12 protein-coding genes are annotated in these 18111 nt (G+C 71.7%); 8 read left to right on the top strand and 4 right to left on the bottom strand.

Translation table 11 applies throughout. The features are described from left to right. Positions 1–424: 424 nt before the first annotated feature. The 5 genes from WMF20_RS08395 to WMF20_RS08375 all read left to right on the top strand — a co-directional run bounded on the left by WMF20_RS08395 (position 425) and on the right by WMF20_RS08375 (position 8930). Positions 425–3448 carry a beta-propeller domain-containing protein gene (locus tag WMF20_RS08395; RefSeq protein WP_437612207.1) on the top strand — a complete coding sequence of 1008 codons (3024 nt, stop codon included), beginning with the start codon at positions 425–427 and terminating at the stop codon, positions 3446–3448. Positions 3449–3540: 92 nt separating this feature from the next. Continuing rightward, on the top strand, positions 3541–4707 hold the full coding sequence (locus WMF20_RS08390; protein WP_437612205.1) for an RtcB family protein: 1167 nt from the start codon (positions 3541–3543) through the stop codon (positions 4705–4707). A 145-nt stretch (positions 4708–4852) separates the two neighbouring features. Next, entirely contained in the window at positions 4853–6634 is a 1782-nt protein-coding gene (locus WMF20_RS08385; protein ID WP_437612203.1) for a Rieske 2Fe-2S domain-containing protein, read from the top strand. Between the two features lie 75 nt (positions 6635–6709). Beyond that, the gene (locus tag WMF20_RS08380) at positions 6710–7600 is read left to right on the top strand and encodes a serine/threonine-protein kinase (RefSeq protein ID WP_437612201.1); all 891 of its coding nucleotides are present in this window, start codon (positions 6710–6712) and stop codon (positions 7598–7600) included. Between the two features lie 10 nt (positions 7601–7610). After that, positions 7611–8930, top strand: coding sequence for a GNAT family N-acetyltransferase (locus tag WMF20_RS08375; RefSeq protein WP_437612199.1), 1320 nt, complete (start codon positions 7611–7613; stop codon positions 8928–8930). A gap of 17 nt (positions 8931–8947) precedes the next feature. Here WMF20_RS08375 and glgX read toward each other — a convergent pair whose 3' ends face one another. Together glgX and WMF20_RS08365 are read right to left on the bottom strand one after the other, a co-directional pair. Beyond that, positions 8948–11077: a glycogen debranching protein GlgX gene (gene glgX / locus WMF20_RS08370; RefSeq protein WP_437612197.1), complete on the bottom strand. Its 2130-nt coding sequence runs from the start codon at positions 11075–11077 to the stop codon at positions 8948–8950. Between the two features lie 68 nt (positions 11078–11145). Beyond that, on the bottom strand, positions 11146–11400 hold the full coding sequence (locus WMF20_RS08365) for a hypothetical protein (RefSeq protein ID WP_437612195.1): 255 nt from the start codon (positions 11398–11400) through the stop codon (positions 11146–11148). Between the two features lie 832 nt (positions 11401–12232). Between WMF20_RS08365 and WMF20_RS08360 the strand changes: the two genes are divergently transcribed. After that, positions 12233–13366, top strand: coding sequence for a hypothetical protein (locus tag WMF20_RS08360; protein ID WP_437612193.1), 1134 nt, complete (start codon positions 12233–12235; stop codon positions 13364–13366). Between the two features lie 50 nt (positions 13367–13416). Here WMF20_RS08360 and WMF20_RS08355 read toward each other — a convergent pair whose 3' ends face one another. Next, positions 13417–14604, bottom strand: a complete 1188-nt coding sequence (locus WMF20_RS08355; RefSeq protein WP_437612191.1) for a glycosyltransferase family 4 protein — start codon at positions 14602–14604, stop codon at positions 13417–13419. A 14-nt stretch (positions 14605–14618) separates the two neighbouring features. Then, a complete protein-coding gene (locus tag WMF20_RS08350; protein WP_437612189.1) occupies positions 14619–15797 on the bottom strand; it encodes a glycosyltransferase family 4 protein in 1179 nt (392 codons plus the stop codon). Between the two features lie 299 nt (positions 15798–16096). On the opposite strand from WMF20_RS08350, the gene WMF20_RS08345 reads away from it, so the two are divergent. Further along, a complete protein-coding gene (locus WMF20_RS08345; protein WP_437612187.1) occupies positions 16097–16993 on the top strand; it encodes a hypothetical protein in 897 nt (298 codons plus the stop codon). A 31-nt stretch (positions 16994–17024) separates the two neighbouring features. Next, a complete protein-coding gene (locus WMF20_RS08340; protein ID WP_437612185.1) occupies positions 17025–18107 on the top strand; it encodes a nucleotidyltransferase domain-containing protein in 1083 nt (360 codons plus the stop codon). The last annotated feature ends 4 nt before the right edge of the window (positions 18108–18111 follow it).

Raw genomic sequence — 18111 nt, 5'->3', positions numbered from 1 at the left:
CGCGGCACCCCGTAGGTCGGGCGCTCGCCCCCTGTCGTCGCGACTCGATGCTCACATCGGCGCCGCGTGTACGCGCCGCGCGTGCCGTGCGCGCCGTGCGCGCGGCGAGCCCAAAGCCGCCTGTGACGGCCGCGCGACAGCGAGACTCCTAGATGTTCCCGGGTGATTCATCGCTTGCGCCGATAGCGCGGAGACGGCGAACTACATGGGTTTCGTGCCCTCATCGGGTCTGAGACGAAAGGAGTCGGGTGGCGGAATGCTCATTTCAACACGACGCAATACAGCGTTAACATCATGGCTCGGGGCGGCCCTCCTCGCGATCGGTCCGGGATGCACGGCCGGAGCGGCCGCGGAGGATACGACCGAAGACGCCGAGCCCCTCGGCGGGAGCACGTCGTTCGTATCGGCGGACGATCTGCCCACGATGGTTTACGGGGAAGAAGAAGAGGAAAAAGAGGAAGAAGGAGAAGAAGAAGAGGAAGAAGAGCAGACCGAGCTCGAGGAGGGCGACATCTACCGGGTCATCGAGGACGGGCATCTCCTGAACCTCAACGGTTACCGGGGCCTGCAGGTCATCGACATCCACGATCCGGAGAGCCCGGCGATGGTCGGCCAGATGCCGGTCGCCGGGACGCCGGTCGAGATGTACGTCGATGGCGACCGCGCGATCGTGCTGCTGAACGACTGGGTCGGGCTCCGCGCCACCCCGGGCAGCCTCATCATGGATCGCCGGGCGGGCGGGGCCGTCCTGCTCATCGATATCTCCAACCGGAACGCGCCCGAGCTCCTGTCACAGCTCGATGTACCTGGAGCCATTCAGACGAGCCGTTACGCGAACGGCGCGACCCGGGACGCCCTTTACGTGGCCAGCACCAACTGGGGGTGGACGGATCTCGGGAACGATCAGTACGAGTGGCACAACGAGGCTGTGATCAAGAGCTTCGAGGTGACGCAGGGCGGGCTCGTGGAGCGCAGCCAGCTCGATCTCGGCGGGTACGTGACGGACATCCACGGCGCGGGAGACGTCCTGCTCGTGGCGCGGGGGCCCGAGGGCTGGGACCGCGAGAACAGCCAGGTGTCGCTCGTCGACATCTCGAGCGTCGACGGTTCCATGGCGCTCCGCGACACGGTCACCGTGGACGGCTATGTGCGCTCGCAGTTCCACATGGACTTCCGCGACGACATGCTGCGCGTCTTCTCCGGCCCGCAGTGGGGTGGCGGGGCGAGCCACCTGCAGACGTGGGACGCCTCGGATCCGGACAACCTCGCGCCGATCGACGAGGAGGACTTCGGCGACGGACAGCCGCTCTTCGGCGCGGTCTTCCTCGACGACCGGGCGTTCGCCGTCACCCACCTCCGCGTGGACCCCTTTCACGCGTTCTCGATCGATCCCGAGGGGAACATCGAGGAGAAGAGCGAGCTCATCGTCTCCGGCTGGAACGACTTCTTCCGCCCGGTGCTCGGCGCGACCCGCCTCATCGGGGTCGGCGTGAACGACGAGGGCGGGACGCGCAGGCTCGCGGCCAGCCTGTACGACATCACCGACCTGACCCATCCGAGCCCGATGCTCGCGCGCGCCGAGGTGAGCGGGGACGAGGGCGCCTGGAGCTGGTCGGAGGCCAGCTGGGATCACCGCGCGTTCACCGTGCTCGACGACGCCGTGAGCGTGGAGGCGCCGACCGGCGAGACCGAGACGGGCCTCGTGCTGCTGCCGTTCACCGGTTACAACAGGACGAGCGGCGTGTGGAAGCACGAGTCTGGCGTGCAGATCTTCACGTTCTCGGGCGCGACCCTGACCCGCCGCGGGGTGATGAGCCACGCCTCCCCCGTGCGCCGCTCGTTCCGCGTCGACCCGAGCACCGCGGCGAACGTGTCGGAGACGCAGCTCAGCCTCTACGATCAGCGCGATCTCGACGCCCCGGAGCGGCTCGGCGCGCTCGATCTCGCCCCCTCCTACAAGGCGATCTTCGCGTACGGCGATACCCGCGTGCGCATCCGCAACCCCGAGCAGGACTCCCCGCAGCGCGAGCCCGACGAGATGGCCTTGGCGGAGGTCATCGACGCGGACGACGACGCCGGTCTCGCGACGCCGCTCGCGACCATCCCGGTCACGCCCGACGCGAGCTACTACAAGGTCGGCGACGACCTGCTCGCCGTCGTGACCTCCCGGTACGTGAGCTGGCCGGACTACGAGACCACGATCAGCGTCGTCGATTTCTCGGACCCGCGAAGGCCGCGGGCGGCGGGCCAGCTCGTCACGACGGCCCTGCCCCCGACCTACGGCGCTTCCTACGACGATTCCTATGACCAGCCGACGAGGGTCCACGTCACGAACAGGTCGCTCACGTTCACGCGCAACACCGACGGCTGGCTCGATCTCGGCCCGGGCGATCAGTGCGATTCGCACGTCACGTACGCTCACGGCGACGACGCCTGCACCGGCCTCGACGGCTGCACGTACTACACGGGGCAGCGCACCTGCCAGTCGCTCGACGGCGGGCCGGAGTACTGCGCGGGCGGGTTCGCCGCGTGCACGACGCGGCTCGGCGCCAAGGACGCCTGCGCGCCGGTCCTCGACGAGGCCGCGCTCGACGGGCTGATCGAGTCGTATTGCTACGCCGGCGACGTGGGCCGCCAGATCCGGCAGATGAGCGTCCACGTGGTCGACCTCTCGGACCCGGATCACCCGACCCTGGCGCCCGCCCTCGCGCTCCCGGCCGACGAGGACGCCGTGAGCTCCCTTTCCCACGAGGGCGACGTCTACATCTCCGTCAAGCGGCCCACCGCCGTGCCCCACGACCCGCGCCCCCACGCGCGCTATTTCCTCCGGCGCGTCGACCTGTCCCACCCGGGGGCGCCCGCCCTCGGCCCGGCGATCAACATCCCCGGCGAGGCCCTCGCGATCCGCGGCACGAAGGTGTTCACGCGCGACCGGGTGTGGGGGCCCTACTTCATCGAGCCGGCGCTCGCGAAATCGACGCTGCACGGCGGGCTCGCGCACCTCGACAATCACCAGGAGCTCACCGGTAAGGCGCTCGGCGACACCGTCCTCATCGATCAGCACCAGAGGGCGCTCTTGACGTACGCCGAGCGGAGCTGGCCGACGTACTGGCGATGGAGCCACGGCGACGAGCCCGGCAGCTTCGCGATCCTGAGGGCCAGCCGCACGAGGACGTCGACCGGGTTCGACGTCCTCTCGGAGACGCCCGTCGACCGCTGGACGACGCTCATGCCCTACGCCGCCGAGCGCCGCGCGTTCTTCAACATGTACGGCGGCGCGTTGATGGTCGACTACGACGACCCGCGGAGCCCCGTGGCGCAGGCGTTCTTCCACGGCGCGTGGTCCCCCCGGGTGCTGCTCGATCCGGCGCGCGACGAGGTCCTCGTCGCCGCGGATCGGTACGGCGTCCACCAACTCGACCTCGACGCCTCGAACCTCCTCCCGTGACCCGCGAGGGAGGCGGCGCGCGCCTCCCCTGCCCTCTCCTTCCTCCCTCCCCGCCCTTCGCCGCCCGGCGCGCCGCGCGCTACGCTTCCCGGATGGGACCGGCGCAGATCAAGGGCAAGAACGTGGACATCAGGCTGTGGACCCGGCCCGAGGAGGTCGAGCCGGTCGCTCTGGAGCAGCTGCGCAACATCAGCGCCCTGCCCTGGGTGTTCCACCACGTCGCCGCGATGCCCGACGTCCACTTCGGCAAGGGCGCGACCGTCGGCTCGGTCATCGCGATGCGGGACGCCGTCGCGCCCGCCGCCGTCGGCGTCGACATCGGCTGCGGCATGGGCGCGCTCCGCACGAACCTCACCGCGGCCGACCTGCCCGACGAGCTCAAGCGGCTCCGGAGCGACCTCGAGCGGGCGATCCCCGTCGGGTTCGCCGCCCACGACACGCCGCTCAAGGGGTTCGCGGGCCTGCCGCTCTGGGACGAGTTCGCGAGCCTGACCCCGAAGGTCCAGGGGCTGTTCACGAAGGCGCGCTGTCAGCTCGGCACGCTCGGCGGCGGCAACCACTTCATCGAGCTCTGCCTCGACGCGGACGGCGGCGTGTGGCTGATGCTCCACTCCGGCTCGCGCAACATCGGCAAGGAGCTCGCCGAGATCCACATCGCCACGGCGAAGAAGCTCGCCCACAACCGCGACCTGCCCGACCGCGAGCTCGCGGTCTTCCTCGCCGGCACCCCGGAGATGAAGGCCTACCGGCACGACCTCTTCTGGGCGCAGCGCTACGCCCGCGCGAACCGCGAGGCCATGTTCCACCTCGCCGAGGGCGTCCTCCGGCGGCACTTCCCGCAGCTCGAGATCCAGGAAGCCATCTATTGCCATCACAACTACGTGGCAGAAGAGATCCATTTCGGCGAGGAGGTGCTCGTGACGCGCAAGGGCGCGATCCGCGCCGGCAAGGGCGAGCTCGGCATCATCCCCGGCTCGATGGGCACGCGCTCCTACATCGTCCGCGGCCTCGGCAACCCCGAGGCGTTCGAGAGCGCGTCGCACGGCGCGGGCCGCAAGATGAGCCGCGGCGAGGCGAAGCGGCGCTTCACCACGAAGGACCTTGCCGCGCAGACGGCCGGCGTCGAGTGCCGCAAGGACGGCGGCGTCCTCGACGAGATCCCCTCCGCCTACAAGCCGATCGAGCGCGTCATGGAGGACCAGCGCGATCTCGTGGAGATCGTCGCGGAGCTCCGGCAGGTCCTGTGCGTGAAGGGGTGATCGACCGGCGCGGGCGCTCCCGCGTCTCCGCCAGGCGCGCCCGGGGTTCGCGGTCCCTCCCCGCCCTGCTCTCGGCTACCATGCGCGTCGCTGGCGCGACGCACCCCGCGATCGGACGTGCCGCGCGCCGCAGCGCAGGGAAGCCATGAAGCCGGACTGGATCGATCTGGGCCCCCTCTCCGAATTTCCGGCGGAGGAGCCCGTGCTCCGCAAGGACGACGCGGGGCGGCGCTTCGCCTGCGTCCTCCGGGGAGGCGAGGTCCACGCGCTCGACGATCGTTGCCCTCACCAGGGTTACCCGCTCTCCGAGGGCGCGCTGCGCGGCGGCGTGCTGACGTGCGCGTGGCACAACTGGAAGTTCGACGTCGCCTCGGGCGCCTGCACGTTCGGCGGCGAGCCGGTGCGGCGCTACGCCACCCGCGTCGACGGCGGCCGCGTGCTGCTCAACCGGGCCGTCGACACCGCGGCCGAGGTGCGGCGCCTCGTCGCCAGCCTGCGCGAGGCGATCCTCCGCGACGACCCGGCGCGCGCCCTGCGCGACGGCCTCCGGCTGGGCGCGCTCGGGCTCCACCGCATGGAGACCGGCCTCGGCAGCCTCCACCTCGCGTTCGAGGTGCTCGCCAAGGACGGGGCCGAGCGCGCCGAGTACGGCTTCGATCACGGCCTCGCGCTGCTCTCGGATCTCTGCGCCTGGGTCGAGCGCGGCTGGGTCCCCGCCGAGGAGGCGTTCGTGGTCGCCGCCCACGCGATCGGCGAGGCGTCGGCCCGGCTCGGCCCGCGCGGCAAGGGCGCCGGCCGGGCGACGGCGCGCTCGCCGCTCGCGCGCATCGTCGACTTCGAGCTCGACGAGCCGGCGAAGGTGAGCGAGGCGCTCGCGGCGGAGCGGCGCGACGAGGCCGAGGCGCGGATGCGCGAGCTGGTCGAGGTCCGCGGCGCCGCCGGCGCGCGCCGGGCGCTCCTGCCCTTCGTCGCGCAGCACCTCTACGACTACGGGCACGGCGCGATCTTCCTCGCGAAGGCGCTCGAGCTGGCCGAGCGGTTCTCGTCCGCGGCCGACGAGGTCCTCGCCGCCTCGACGGTGCAGCTCGCCTGGGCCACCGCCGACACGAGCCTGCCCCCCTTCGCCGCCACGCGCGCCGCGCTCGCGCGCCTCGCCGAGCTGCCTTTGCCCGGCGCCGAGGCGCCCGCGGGCTCGAGCGGCGCCGGCCCGGGCGCCGCCGCGCCGCTCGACCCGGCGGAGCGCGCCGCCTTCGAGGCGGAGGTGCTCGCCGGGGAGCGGCCGGCCGTGGAGGCGACCGTGCGCTGGCTCGCGCGCGGCGCCGGCCCGCTCGCGCTGCTCGTCGCGATCGGCCACGCCGCGGCCGTCCGCCTCGCGCGCTTCGATTCGGCCTGGGAGCAGCGCCTCGACGCCGAGGTCGGGGTGCTCGACGTCACCCACGCCGTCACCTTCGCCGAGGCGGCGGCCGCGCTCGGGCGCGAGGCCTCCCCGCGCGAGGCCGCGCAGCTCGCCGTGCTCGCCGCCGGCTTCGTCGGCAAGCTCCGCAGCGCGGACGCCGCCGCGCCGCCCGCGCTGACGGCGTGCGCGCCCGGCGGCACGCTGCGCCAGGCGGCGGAGGCGCGCGACGTCGGCGGGGCGCTCGCGATCGCGCGCGAGCTCGACGCCGGCGGACGGCTCCGCGCCTTCGCGGAGCTCGCGCCGTTCGCCGCGCTCGACGCCGCCGTGAGGCCGATCTTCACGGCGCACGCCGTGAAGACGCTCGAGGCGCTCAGGCGCCTCGAGTCGTCCGATCCGCAGCCCGACGGCGCGTACCTCGAGGCGCTGCTCACCTATGTCGTTCCCGTCCGGCGGGAGCTCAGCGCGCGTCGGATCGCGGCCGTGGCGAAGAAGTTCATGTCCGATGGTCGGCCACCCGAGGGGCTGTATTGAGCCGCGCGGCGCCGTGCGCGGATCCGCGGCTCCGTCAGTGGCCAGACTAGGGACCGTCATGCATACTGATCGTCTATGCGGCTTGAGCCTGGGTCCCACGTAGCGCCGCACCTCTCGCTCGTCAGCCTCCTCAGGATGGGGGGTGTCGGCAGCATCTGGGCAGCGCACCACCTCGGGCTCGGCAAGGACGTCGCCGTCAAGTTCATCTCCGCGTCGCTCGCGACCGATCCGATCGCGGTCGCCCGGTTCCACCGCGAGGGCGCGCTCATGGCGAGGATCAAGAGCCCTCACGTGGCCGAGGTCTACGAGCACGGCGTCGCCGGCGGCGGCCTCCCGTACATCGTCATGGAGCTGCTGCGCGGTGAGGAGCTGTCCGACCGGCTCGCGCGCGCCGGGCGCCTGTCCCTGCAGGAGACGGTCTCCATGGTCTCGCAGCTCTGCAAGGGCCTCACCGCGGCGCACAGGCTCGGAATCATTCACCGGGACATCACGCCGGAGCACGTTTTCCTCGCCGACGACGGCGGGAGCACCTGCGTCAAGCTGCTCGATTTCGGCGTGGCCAAGGGGGATGTCGACCCCGACGGGACGACGCTGACGGCCACGGGCGCGGTCGTCGGAAACCTCGTCTACATGAGCCCGGAACAGTTCTTCAACCCGAAGCGGGTCGATGGCCGCTCGGACCTCTGGTCCGTGGCCGTCATGGCGTACCAGGCGCTCACCGGCGCGCCGCCGTTCGAGCAGAAGGGGCTCGAGGCGCTGCTCGGCGCCATCCGTATCGGCATCTTCCCGCTCCCGAGCGAGCGCTCCGCCGACGTCACGCCTGCCCTCGACGCGTGGTTCGTCAGGGCGCTGTCCCGCGAGCCGACCGGCCGCTTCGGCTCGGCCGAGGAGATGGCGGACGCGCTCCACCGGGCCATGGCCGCCGGGCCGCCGAGCCCTGTGGGCGCGCCTCCCGAAGCGGGCTAGCCTAGCCGCCATGGCGCGCGCCCGCATCCCGAGCCGTTCCAACCACGAGCTCGTGTTTCGCAGCGCCCGCAAGGGCGAGGAGGGCACGCTCGCCACGGTCGCCTACCGCGCGTTCCAGGCGGGCGATCCGGAGGCGTGGCTGCGGTTTTTCACCGAGCACGCGCACCTCGCTCTCGACAACGTGATCGTCGCCGAGACCGACGGCCAGCTCGTCGGGCACGTCTCCTCGCTCGACCTGACGATGAGCTTCGCGGGCGCGGACGTCCCCTTCCAGGGCCTCGCGTCCGTCGCGGTGCTCCCGGAGTTCCGCCGCCGGGGCATCGCGGATCGGCTCGTCCGCGAGAGCCTCCGCCGCATGCGCCGCCGCGGCGAGGCGCTCACGCTGCTCCACCCGTCCCGGCTCTCGTTCTACCGCAGGTTCGGCTTCGGCGTGTGCGAGCTCCGGGACGTCGTGCGCACCTCGCCCGACCGGCTCCCGGACTCGGTGCTGCGCCGCCACGTGCGGGCCTTCTCCCGCCCGCGGGACGAGCCGCTCATCAAGCAGGCCTACGACCTCGCGCGGGCCGACACCACGGGGCAGCTCTCGCGGAGCGACTACTGGTGGGACGTGCGCGTGTTCAAGCGCTCCCCGAGCGGCGCGGTCTACGTCGATCCGGGCTCCAAGGCGATCGCCGGCTACTTGCTCTTCGACGTGCCCGAGGGCGGCGCTTACGGCGTCCAGCAGCTGCTCGTCCGCGAGCTCCGCGCGCCGACGTCGGGCGCGTACCGCGGGCTCATCGGCTTCCTCGGCGCGCTCGGCGATCAGTACGAGGTCGTGGAGCTGGTGCTGCCGCGCGGCTACGGCGCGCCGCTGCTCGACGAGCCGGGCATCCGCGACGAGCCGATGGTGTACGAGACGGCGGCCCGGCACCCCGGCCTGTGCCCGCCCGTGCACACGGCGCACCGCCGCAACGTCCTCGGCCTGACGGCGGCCGGCGCGATGGGGCGCATCGTCGACGTCGCCGCCGCGCTCGCGCTGCACCCGTCGCCGCGGAAGCACGGCGTCCGCGGCGCCATCGGCCTCGACGTCGAGGACCCCGTGTTCACCGACGCGCCGCGCGCCTTCGACGTCACCTTCGCGGCCCGCGGCGTCCAGATGGCGCCCGGCAGCACGGCGGGCGACCGCCTCTCGTTATCCATCGAGCGGCTCACGCAGATCTATTTCGGCGCCACGTCGGCGCGCGATCTCCTGAGCCAGGGCTTCGTGGTGGGCAGCGCCAAGGCGGCTGCGCTCCTCGACGCGGCGTTCGCCGGGCCCCCCCTGTTCCTCGGCGCCTACAACGGATTCTGAGGCGCGGCGCGCGCCGCTCAGGCGCCGCGCCGGCTCCGGAGGAAGAGCTTGAGCGAGCGCGCGATCAGCGCCGTCTCTTCCCCGCCCTTCCGCGCCTCGGTGGCCGCGTCGTCCTGCGTGTCGACGAGGAGCTGCCACGGCCTAGGATCGTCGTCGAAGGGGAGCAGGAACGTCAGGTCGCACTCCGACGCGTTGAGCAGCAGGACGAAGTCGTCGTCGACCAGCCGATCGCCGGCCTCGTCCACGTCGTCCAGCCCCTCTCCGGACAGGAACACCCCGAGGCACTTCGTGCAGGGGTTCGACCAGTCCTCGTCGGTCATCAGCTCCCCGTCGGGGCGATACCACTGGATATCGTACGCCTTGCCGCCGCGGATCGCGCGCCCCTTGAAGAACGTCGAGCGCCGGAGCGCGGGGTGCTCGTGCCGGATGCGGAGGCACTTGCGCGTGAACTCCAGGAGCGCGCGCGACGGCTCGTCCCAGGTCCACGGCTGCCAGGTGAGCGGGCTGTCCTGGCAGTACCCGTTGTTGTTCCCCTCCTGCGTGCGCCCCCGCTCGTCGCCGTGGAGGATCATCGGCGTGCCCTGCGAGAAGAGGAACGACGCCATGATGTTCCGCATCTGGCGCGCGCGCAGCCGGAGGATCTCGGGGTCGTCGGTCGGCCCCTCGGCGCCGCAGTTCCACGACCGGTTGTCGTCCGCGCCGTCGCAGTTGCCCTCCCCGTTCGCCTCGTTGTGCTTGCAGTTGTACGAGACGAGGTCGGCCAGGGTGAAGCCGTCGTGGGCCGTGACGAAGTTGATGCTCGTGTACGGCTTGCGCCCGCTGTTCTCGTAGAGGTCGCTGCTCCCCGTGAGCCGGAACCCGAGATCGGAGGCGACGCCGCCGGCGCCGCGCCAGAAGTCGCGCAGCGTGTCCCGGTAGCGGCCGTTCCACTCCGCCCAGCGCACCGGGAAATTGCCCACCTGGTAGCCGCCGGGGCCCACGTCCCAGGGCTCGGCGATGAGCTTCACCTGGCTGAGCACCGGGTCCTGGTGGATGATCGTGAAGAAGCTCGAGAGCTGGTCGACGTCGTGGAGGCCGCGCGCCAGCGCCGCCGCCAGGTCGAACCGGAACCCGTCCACGTGCATGTCGAGGACCCAGTACCGCAGCGAGTCCATGATCAGCTGGAGCGTCTGCGGGTGGCGCACGTTGAGCGTGTTGCCCGTGCCCGTGTAGTCGAAATAGAAGCGCTCGTTGCCGGGGACGAGCCGGTAATAGGTCGGGTTGTCGATGCCGCGCAGGCTCAGCGTCGGGCCGAGGTGGTTGCCCTCGGCCGTGTGGTTGTAGACGACGTCGAGGATGACCTCGATGCCGGCGGCGTGGAGCGCCTTCACCATCTCCTTGAACTGCCGGACCTCGGACGCCAGCTCGGCGCCCGCGCGGTAGTCGACGTCCGGAGCGAAGAAGCCTATCGAGTGGTAGCCCCAGTAGTTCCGGAGCCCCTTGTCGAGCAGGAACTTCTCGTGCACGAAGGCGTGCACGGGCAAGAGCTCGATGGCGGTGATGCCGAGGTACCGCAGGTACCCGATGATGGCCGGGTGGGCGATGCCCAGGTAGGTCCCGCGGAGCTCTTCCGGGACCTCCGGGTGCAGCATCGTCAGGCCGCGGACGTGCGCCTCGTAGATGACGCTGCGGTGGAACGGCACGCACGGGCGCCGATCTCCGCTCCAGTCGAACGAGGGATCGATGACGACGCCGAGCGGGGGGCCGAGCACCTCGCCGTCGGCCATCACGAGATCGCCGTCCGGCTCGCCGCTGCGGTGGGCGAACGCGTTGGCCTCCCACCGGACCCGCGACGCGAGCGCCTTCGCGTAGGGATCGAGCAGGCGGGCCCGCGGGTTGAAGCGCAGCCCTCGCTCGGGCGCCCACGGGCCGTGCACGCGATAGGCGTACTTCTGCCCCGGCCCCACGTCCGGCACGTAGACGTGCCAGACCAGCGAGGTGCGATGGCGCATCGGCAGGCGTTGCTCGTTCCCCTCGTCGTCGACGAGGCACAGCTCGACCGCTTCGGCGTTCTCCGAGAACAGCGCGAACTGCGTTCCAACGCCGTCCCACGTCGCGCCGAGCGGGTAAGGCTCCCCCGGTCGCAATCCCTTGCGCTTCTGGTCCATGCTGTTCTCCAGGCCGGGAGTGGGCCCCCCCGTCTCGGCCTTGCTGCGGTGGGCGTGTGTTCGCTGGGCTAGGCCACGTGGCTGCGGCGGCTGTGCATGACGTCGCTCACAGCGTCCGCCACGCTCCGCGCCATCCCCTCGGCGATGCGGAGGGTCTGGGCCTGATCGCCCTCCGGGGTGCAGAACCTGAGGCGCTCGATCATGTCCGCGAGCCGCCGGGCTAGCTCGCACGCGTCAGCGATGGAGGCTGATGACTCGAGGGAGGCCCTCCGCTGCGGGAGGGGGACCAGATCTTCGGTCGGCGTCATCGGGGTTGAAATCATGCCTGGCTCCTTCGATATCGGTGATGCCTACAGTCAGCTACCACGGAGAGCAGGCATCATGCCAGCAACACTTCCGTGTGTGCGCTCACCGCGGACACAACAGCCGGCCGCTCCATGGTGGAGGTTGGGGAGACAAAATCGCCACACGTGGGGCGAATTGTCTCCCCCAGGGTCCTGCGCATGGCGCTCCTGACAGCCAGATAAAAAATTTGCAAGCACATTGCGCGCCCGTGAGGGTGAGGTCACGACGATGGCTGTCCTGGACGGACATGAGAGCTCTACGGGAGCGGGTTTCGGTTTCAGGCCGCGTGCGCGCACCCCGGCGGTAAGGCTGCGTGGGACGAGCGAGCGGGCGTGCCGGGAGCGCTCGTCCCTGCCCCGGTGCGGTACTGGCGGGAAACGGCGGGTTGCCTTCAGGGCAGCGGCGCCGGGTGCCTTGGGGCGTCGTACCTCAGCCGATCGCTGTGGCCAGCGGCGGTGTGCTGCCACCGCCGCTGGCCACAGCGCAGGGATCGCCGCCGATGGGCCGCAGCGCGCCTCGTCCGCTCCGTTCCGGCCGCACCGTTCGTCATTTCAGTGCTCTCAGCCTTGATTCCTCTTGACTTGAGCGCCTGAAGCGTGGCGCGAAATCCTGTGCGGAGCGCTCGCGCGCCGCGGATCCTGGCGGGGGCCGATCGCGCACATCGGGAGGGCGGGCTGGTGACACCGGGAGAGGCCGCGTCGGCGGCGGCGTGGACGAACGAGGCGGCTGTAGCAGCGCCCGGGGGGGCCAGGGTAGACTCCGGTCCGCCGCGGCGGCCGCCGGTCCAACGCGTCGCGGTCGAGAAAGCTCATGATCGGAACACTCCAGGCGAAGCTCCAGTACCTCAAGAACAAGAACCTCCACAACTGGCTCGGCGGCTACGCTCGCCAGAGGATCGAGAACGCCCGCAGTCCGCGTCCGATCGGCCCGCGACACCTCCTCTTCGCGGTCTGCGACCACTGGGAGCCGGGGTGGGAGAACGCCACGCCGGAGGTCGGCGACGCGCGGGTGAGGGCGTGGTCGGAGCGATATCCCGAGATGGCCGGCGCCTACCGCGACGCGGACGGCCAGAACCCGCGCCATAGCTTCTTCTTCCCGGGGGAGCAGTACACGCCCGGGTGGCTCGACGCGCTGGCGGATCTCACGCGCCGCGGCTTCGGCGAGGTGGAGCTGCACCTGCACCACCACAACGACACGGAGGAGAAGCTGCGCGCGGACATCCGCAGCTACCTGGAGACCCTCGGGAAGCACGGGCACTTCTCGCGCGACGCGGACGGGCGCATGCGATACGGGTTCATCCACGGCAACTGGTGTCTTGCGAACTCCGGGCGGGACTCGCGGAACTGCGGAGTCGACGCGGAGCTCCCGCTCTTGTTCGAGACCGGCTGCTATGCCGATTACACGTTCCCATCGGCCCCTGACGAGTCGCAGCACAGCATCGTGAACCAGATCTACTGGCCGACCGGCAACCTGGCGCGCCGGAGGGCCCACACCGTGGGCGCCCGGGCGAAGGTCGGCGAGGTGCTGGAGGACCGGATCCTGATGATCGAGGGTCCGCTCGCGCTCGCGCTGACGCGCCGGGGGAGCCGGGTGCGGGTGCGGATGGAGTACGGCGCGCTCCAGGCGGTCGATCCGCCGACGCCGGACCGGGTGAAGACGTGGGTGGATCAGAACATCCATATCGAGGGGCGGCCCGAGTGGGTGTTCGTCAAGGTCTACACGCACGGGGCGCCCGAGGATCAGGCGGAGTCGCTGCTCGGCGCGGGGGGCCACGCGCTGCACCGGGAGCTCACGACCCGGTACAACGATGGTAAGGAGTGGGTGCTCCACTACGTGACCGCGCGCGAGATGTACAACATCGCGATCGCGGCGCTCGACGGCAAGACGGGCAATCCCGGGGACTACCGGGATTACCGGCTGAAGCCGCCGCCCTGCGCGAGCTGACGCGCACGAGGGAGATCCGGACTGCAGGGGCCGGGCAGCTCGGCAGAGCCTCAGCCCGCCCCGCGCCGCTCCCGGAGCACCTCCTCGAGGAGCGCGTGATAGCGATCCCCCACGACGTCCCACGAGAGCGCCCCCACGCTGCCCCGCAGCGCCTCCGGATCCCACGCCATGTCCAGCGCGCGGACCAGCGCGTGCCCGAGCGCCTGCGGATCGCCTGCGGGGACGAGCAGGCCGTTGCCCCCCGGCCCCTCGGACACGAGCTCCGGCACGCCGCCCACCCGGGTCGCGACGACGGGGCGGCCCGAGGCGAGCGCCTCCAGGACGACGTTCGGGCAGCCCTCGCGGCGGCTCGGCAGGCAGAACACGTCGCACGCCGCCATGTACTCCGGGATCTCCGCGGGCAGCGCCCAGCCGTACAGCCGCGCCCGGTCCGCGAGGCCGAGCGCGCGCACCCGCGCGCGCAGCGGCTCGAGCAGCTCGCCGCCGCCGACCATCATCAGGTGCACGTCGCGGCGGCCCGCCTCGGCGAGGCGCGCCATCGCCTCCACGAGGACGTCCACGCCCTTCTCGGGCACGTGGTAGCCCGCGTAGAGCACCACCTTCGCGTCCGCCGGCAGACCCAGGCGCCGCCGCGGCTCGACCCGGTCCCGGATCGAGAACCGCGCGCCGTCGACCGCGTTGAGCTGCACCACGACGCGCTCCCGCGGCACCCCGAGCTCGACGAGGCGCTCGCCGAGCGCCCCGCTCACCGCCACCACCCGGGCGCAGCGCTGCAGCGCCGGCGCGATCTGCGCCCGCAGCACGGCGTCCCTCGGCTGCTCGTTGATGTCGCTGCCGAGCACCGTCGTGACGAGCGGCACCCCCGCCTCCCGCGCGAACACGTCCGCGGCGACCGTGTCGGGATAGGCCCAGGCGGCCAGGATCACGTCGTAGGGGAACTCGCGCCGGAGCCCGGCCATCGTGCGCCGGAGCGACGCGTGGATCGCCCGCGCGTGCAGGCGCGGCTGCCCCGGGATCGACCAGTAGGTGGGGAACAGCGCGTCGATGCCGGTGTGCGACTCGCGCGTGCCGCCGATGAGCTCCCGCGACGCCCCGCGCACGCGCGTCCACCAGGGCGTCGGGGCCACGAGCCGGAGCTCGCAGCGGCGCGCGAGCGCCCGGTACGTGTGATAGCTGTACGGCGCCATCGTCGGCAGCCGCATGGAAGGGTAATGGTGGGTGAAGACGAGGACCTTCATCGCGCGCTCGCCCGTCACCTGAGGCCGAGATAGAGCTGCTCGTACTTGCGCGTCATCTTCTCGAACGAGAAGTCGTCGCGGACCCGCGCGTGCCCCGCCTCGCCGAGCCGACGCCGCAGCGCGGGATCGCGCGCGAGCCGCTCGATCGCGGCCGCGAGCGCGTCGGGGTCGTCCACCGGGACGAGCAGGCCGTGCTCCTCGCTCCGCACCACCTCCGGGACGCCGCCGACCGGCGTCACCACGACAGGCAGGCTGCGCGCCATGGCCTCGAGCACCGCGAGCGGCAACCCCTCGTCGCGCGAGGGCAGCACGAAGAAGTCGGCGGCGAGGAGCAGATCGGGCACGTCCTTGCGGAACCCGAGGAAGCGCGCCTCCTCGCCGTGGATCCCGAGCTCCCTCGCGAGCCCGTGGATGCGGTCGCGCTCGTCCCCGTCGCCCACGATGAGGACCGTGACCGCGACGCCGCGGTCCCGCAGCCGCGCGAGCGCCCGGAGCAGCACGTCATGCGCCTTCACCGGATGGAACGCGGCCGGCATGATCCCGACGAACGCGCCGCCGGACAGGCCCGCGGGCGCGGGAGAGGCCGCCGGCTCGGGCGACCCCGCGGGCGAGGGCGCCGGCTCGGCCGAGGCCGCGGGCGCAGGCGGTGGGTCGGCGCCGAAGCCGAGCTCGGCGCGCACCTCCTCGCGCGTCCGCCGCGCCGGGGCGATGTCGATCCCGTTGTGAATGACAGAGATGTTGCCGGCGACGCCCACAGCGCCGCTCTTGTCGGCCGTGTCCTGCGAACAGCCGACGACGGCGTCCGTCGCCCGCCACTCGAAGCGCGAAGGAACGCGGATGATCCCGCGCGTCTGGGCGTGATCGGTGAAGACGAGCCGCGCCCGCGTGAGGAGCTTGCCGACCGTCGCGTAGTGGAGCGCAGTGGGGTTGTGCGCGTGAATGACGTGCGGACGCGCGCGCGCGAAGGCGAGCGCCGCGTGCGCCACGCGCGCGGGCAGCCGCCCGCCGAGCACGGTGGCCGGCAGCGCCCGCTGCCGCGCCAGATCCGCGAGCGGCCCGCCGCGCAGGGCGAGGATGGAGGCGTCGTGGCCGTGGCGCCGCTGCGCCTCGGCGAGGCGCAGCACGAAATGCTCCATGCCTCCGCCGTTCAGGCTGCTCACGACATGGACGATCCGCAGCGTCGAAGTCCCCATGGAGGGTTGCTACCCGAATCGGGTCTCCTGTTGAAGCGCAAACCGCATCGCCCGCCGTCACCCACGCTCGCCAACACGCCTCGCCGGGGCGCCGGCGTTCGTGACGTTTGGCGCGCGGTCGCGCCGAGTCACGCGCGATCGCGTCGAGTCGCGCTCGTCGCTGCTCGCGCGTGCTCGTTCGCGCCCGTTCGTGCTCGTTCATGCTCGAGGGCGCCCCCGGGTCGCTGGATCATCCTACCACCTCGCCTCGCCATCACCGCACTTTTGATTTGGCGAGCGGAAGCGGCTACTAGACGGGCATGAACCCTGAACTTCGGCGCGCCCTGGACGAGGGTCTGCGCCGCGTGCCAGGCATGAGCGCCGCAGCGAGGCTGCTCGCCGTGCGGCTCGAGACCGTCAAGGCGCTCCTCGCGCGCCGGCTCGACGAGAACCCGCTCCCGGTGCCCGACGCCGTCACCCCGAGCGACATCCCGTCGGTCGCCGAGCTCGGCCCCGGGGACAGGGTCCTCGCCGAGCTCGATCAGGACGGCTTCGCCTTCGCGCTCCACCCGGCCGACGTCCCCTTCTTCAACCGCCGGAGCGAGAAGATGCCGCGCCTGCGCTACCGGCTGCACGTCGTGCTGCGCCGCGGCTACGTCTGCGTTCGCAAGCGCTTTATCGGCCAGCCGCGGAGCGCGCCCGCGAGCGCGCACCTCTCCGCCCTGCTCGGGCTCTTCTTCTACAACGAAGCCGCCGCGCTCCTCCGCCTGCGCGACCTCCCCAGCGTCCCGCGGATTCGCGATCTCCACCTCACCACGCGCACCCTGTTCATCGACTACGTGCGCGGCCAGACGCTGCAACATCAGGTCGCCGAGCGCGGGCAGAAGGTCCTCGACATCGACCTCGCGCCGCTCGGGCAGCTGTTCGATCCGGAGCGCGATCGGCGCGAGATCGAGGCGTTCGCGAGCGGCGGCGGCGAGGCCTACCGCGGCAGCATCGAGGAGATCGTCCGGTCCATGAACGCGCGCGGCGTCGCGCCGCTCGACGTCAAGCTCGGCAACGTGCTCATCGGCGAGAAGACGGGCGCCCTCTACTGGGTCGATTTCGAGCGGGCGGCGATCGAGGGCGCGCCCCGCTACCGCGAGCAGCTCGCGGAGCACCATGACCTCGTGAATCGGTGGTTCGGGGTCTCCCTCCCGGGCGACGGCGGGGCGTGAGGCGCGGCGGGCGCGATCGAGGGTGCGATCGATGACACGAGAGGAAGGCGGGGCGCCGCGGGGCGCCATCGAGCGGATCGGCGAGAAGGCGGGGCGGTCGTGGCCGAGCATCGAGGCGGCCGCGCGGCTCTCGGCGGAGACCCGGGCGCGCCTCGCGGCGCTGCTCCGCGAGCAGATCCCCTGCGACACGAGCGCGGTGGTCTTCGGCTCGCTCGCCCGGGGCGAGTACACGACCGGCAGCGATCTCGACTGGACGCTGCTCATCGACGGTCAGGCCGACGAGGGGCACTTCAGCCAGGTTCAGGCCATCACGAAGATCCTGAAGGGGGCGAAGTTCCATGAGCCGGGCCCGACGGGCGTGTTCGGCAACGTGGCCTTCAGCCACCCGATCCTCCACCAGATCGGCGGGCAGGAGGACACGAACAAGAACACGACCCAGCGCATCCTGCTGCTCCTGGAGTCGCTCGCGATCGGCAAGCCGGACGCCCACGAGCGCGTGCTCAGGCTCGTGCTCTCGCGCTACGTGGAGGACGACCGCGGGCTGCACTACGGCAGCAAGCGCGAGATCATCCCGATGTTCCTGCTGAACGACATCGTCCGGTACTGGCGCACCGTCGCCGTCGACTTCGTCTACAAGCAGCGGGAGCGCAGCTCGGGCTGGGCGCTCCGCAACGCGAAGCTCCGGATGTCGCGCAAGCTCATCTTCGTGAGCGGGCTCATCACCTGCTTCGGCTTCGAGCTGTTCGGCAAGGACCGGGCGACGTGGGCCGACGACGGCGACCGGGTCTCGACGCCCGCGCTCGTGCGCTTCCTGCGCGAGCGCATCCAGGTGACGCCGCTGGAGAGCCTCGCCGAGGTGCTGCTCCGGCCCGCGATCTCCGCGGAGACGGCGCGGATGCTGTTCGACAGCTACGACGCGTTCCTCGAGCTCCTGTCGAACGAGGAGGAGCGGGGCCGGCTGAAGCAGCTGCCGCTCGACGAGCAGCTCGGCCACGACCCGACGTTCAAGCGGGTGCGCGACATCGGGCGCGAGTTCCAGGGCGGGCTCAACCGGCTCTTCTTCGAGGAGGATCCGGAGCTCCGCAAGCTCATCCAGACGTACGGGGTGTTCTGATGCG

It is taken from the genome of Sorangium sp. So ce834, from assembly GCF_051521425.1.
GTDB classification, from domain to species: Bacteria; Myxococcota_A; Polyangia; order Polyangiales; family Polyangiaceae; genus Sorangium; species Sorangium cellulosum_D.
Note: the sequence above shows the minus strand (reverse complement) of the source record. Positions and strands in the feature narration are given on the sequence as shown.

Bases quoted from the DNA above. Each gene is read 5' to 3' on its own strand.
- WMF20_RS08375 (WP_437612199.1), top strand. From the start codon at position 7,611: ATGGCGCGCGCCCGCATCCCGAGCCGTTCCAACCACGAGCTCGTGTTT.
- WMF20_RS08395 (WP_437612207.1), top strand. From the start codon at position 425: ATGGTTTACGGGGAAGAAGAAGAGGAAAAAGAGGAAGAAGGAGAAGAA.
- WMF20_RS08345 (WP_437612187.1), top strand. From the start codon at position 16,097: ATGAACCCTGAACTTCGGCGCGCCCTGGACGAGGGTCTGCGCCGCGTG.
- WMF20_RS08340 (WP_437612185.1), top strand. From the start codon at position 17,025: ATGACACGAGAGGAAGGCGGGGCGCCGCGGGGCGCCATCGAGCGGATC.
- WMF20_RS08365 (WP_437612195.1), bottom strand. From the start codon at position 11,400: ATGATTTCAACCCCGATGACGCCGACCGAAGATCTGGTCCCCCTCCCG.
- glgX (WP_437612197.1), bottom strand. From the start codon at position 11,077: ATGGACCAGAAGCGCAAGGGATTGCGACCGGGGGAGCCTTACCCGCTC.
- WMF20_RS08390 (WP_437612205.1), top strand. From the start codon at position 3,541: ATGGGACCGGCGCAGATCAAGGGCAAGAACGTGGACATCAGGCTGTGG.
- WMF20_RS08355 (WP_437612191.1), bottom strand. From the start codon at position 14,604: ATGAAGGTCCTCGTCTTCACCCACCATTACCCTTCCATGCGGCTGCCG.
- WMF20_RS08385 (WP_437612203.1), top strand. From the start codon at position 4,853: ATGAAGCCGGACTGGATCGATCTGGGCCCCCTCTCCGAATTTCCGGCG.
- WMF20_RS08380 (WP_437612201.1), top strand. From the start codon at position 6,710: ATGCGGCTTGAGCCTGGGTCCCACGTAGCGCCGCACCTCTCGCTCGTC.
- WMF20_RS08350 (WP_437612189.1), bottom strand. From the start codon at position 15,797: ATGGGGACTTCGACGCTGCGGATCGTCCATGTCGTGAGCAGCCTGAAC.
- WMF20_RS08360 (WP_437612193.1), top strand. From the start codon at position 12,233: ATGATCGGAACACTCCAGGCGAAGCTCCAGTACCTCAAGAACAAGAAC.